The organism is Kitasatospora sp. NPDC056800 (genome assembly GCF_042789775.1).
Classification (GTDB): domain Bacteria; phylum Actinomycetota; class Actinomycetes; order Streptomycetales; family Streptomycetaceae; genus Kitasatospora.
In genome coordinates this window covers 1-1,406 of record NZ_JBHUAL010000420.1, presented here as the reverse complement: position 1 = coordinate 1,406, position 1,406 = coordinate 1, and the positions used below count along the sequence as shown (strand labels likewise).

Sequence of the window (1,406 nt, the reverse complement as noted above, 5' to 3'; positions counted from 1 at the left end):
CATCGTGGCAGAGGGCCACGACACCGTTCTGCGCGGACACCGTTGAAGGCCCGGGTGGTGCTTGGGTCTGCGTGGGCGAGGACGAGGCAGGGGGAGGAGTCACTCCGGAGAGCTGCGGCACTGCACGACGGCCGGCCCCGAAGAGGAACCGATCTCCCGCTGGTTCGGGGGGACCGAAGTGCCCCCAGGTGCGGCCGCCGCCCAGGAGCGGTTGACCCCCACGCTCGTGGGGAGGACTCCGGAGCGGGTAGCCTCGCAGCAGACGAGAGATGGAGTGTCGCCATGAGTCAGCCCGTCCATGACGGAGTCGAGCTGATCCCCCGGCCCGAGCGGAACCCGGCCGCGCTGAAGGCGGCGCTGGCGGTCGTCGCCGCGGACCGTCTTCCGGAGATGATCGACGGGCAGACGGGGGCCATGGCCGAGGCCATCGCCAGCGGGAGTGTCCAGCCGCTCCGCTCGTTCGTCGCGCACTGGGCCGCCGTCGTGGAGATCGAGCGGCACCCGGCCACCGCGCAGGCCTGGCACCGGGCGAACTACCTCGCCAACCACGCCGGCACCGTCCAGGAGTGCCGCGAGCACGCCACCACCGTCGCCGAGCTCTACCGCGCCGCCTACGCAGCGGTGAACGCGTGACCTGGAGCTGGGAGTACCTCCCCAACGAGCAGCACGTCACCGCCGGCTCCCCGGCCGACTTCCTCACCGCCGTCGCACGGCGGGCCGACGAACTCGTCCGCGCCGCCGAAGCGCTCTACCTGGACGGAACCTCCTACCAGGGCAGCGGCGAGCCGATGCGCTACCTCGACGTCGCCGGCGGCCTGCTCACCTACTACGTCGTCCCCCGCCTGGAGCTCGTCGTCGTCTGCCAGCTCACACCACCGCCGACACCCTGACCGGCCGACCCCCACAGAAGCAGGGAGGGCACGGAGGCGAGGATGCCGCCCGCGTCGGCCACCGGCTGACCCCCGCGCTCGCGGAGGACTTCGGTGTGGTTCTCGCTGGCGACCGCCACACCGGCTGACCCCCGCAGGCGCGGGGAGGACCGGGCCACGGAAGCCTGGGCGGCGTCGGCCGCCGGCTGACCCCCGCGCTCGCGGGGAGAACGTCGCTCGTACGGGGCGCGGTCGGCAAGGCCCCGGCTGACCCCCGCGCCTGCGGGGAGGACGCGTCGGGGCCGTGGCGTGGGTGATCTCCAGGCGGCTGACCCCCGCGCTCGCAGGGAGGACTCGTCCGGGTCCTCCTCCTCGCGCTCCCTCACCGGCTGACCCCCGCGCTCGCAGGGAGGACCTGCGCAGGCTGGCGATCGTCTCCTCGGCCACCGGCTGACCCCCGCGCTCGCGGGGAGGACCTCGGGTATGGACTGGACGTGGTCGAGCAGCGCGGCTGACCCCCGCGCTCGCGGGGAGGAC

2 protein-coding genes are annotated in these 1,406 nt (G+C 73.9%); both read left to right on the top strand.

Translation table 11 applies throughout. The annotated features are described in order from the left end of the window. Positions 1–282 precede the first annotated feature (282 nt). Positions 283–633, top strand: coding sequence for a hypothetical protein (locus ACFRQN_RS40820; RefSeq protein ID WP_380745706.1), 351 nt, complete (start codon positions 283–285; stop codon positions 631–633). Next, positions 630–890 (top strand): hypothetical protein, encoded by a 261-nt coding sequence (locus ACFRQN_RS40815; RefSeq protein ID WP_380745703.1) that lies wholly within the window; start codon positions 630–632, stop codon positions 888–890. Before ACFRQN_RS40820 ends, ACFRQN_RS40815 begins: the two co-directional genes overlap by 4 nt. Positions 891–1,406 lie beyond the last annotated feature (516 nt).

Bases quoted from the DNA above. Each gene is read 5' to 3' on its own strand.
- ACFRQN_RS40820 (WP_380745706.1), top strand. From the start codon at position 283: ATGAGTCAGCCCGTCCATGACGGAGTCGAGCTGATCCCCCGGCCCGAG.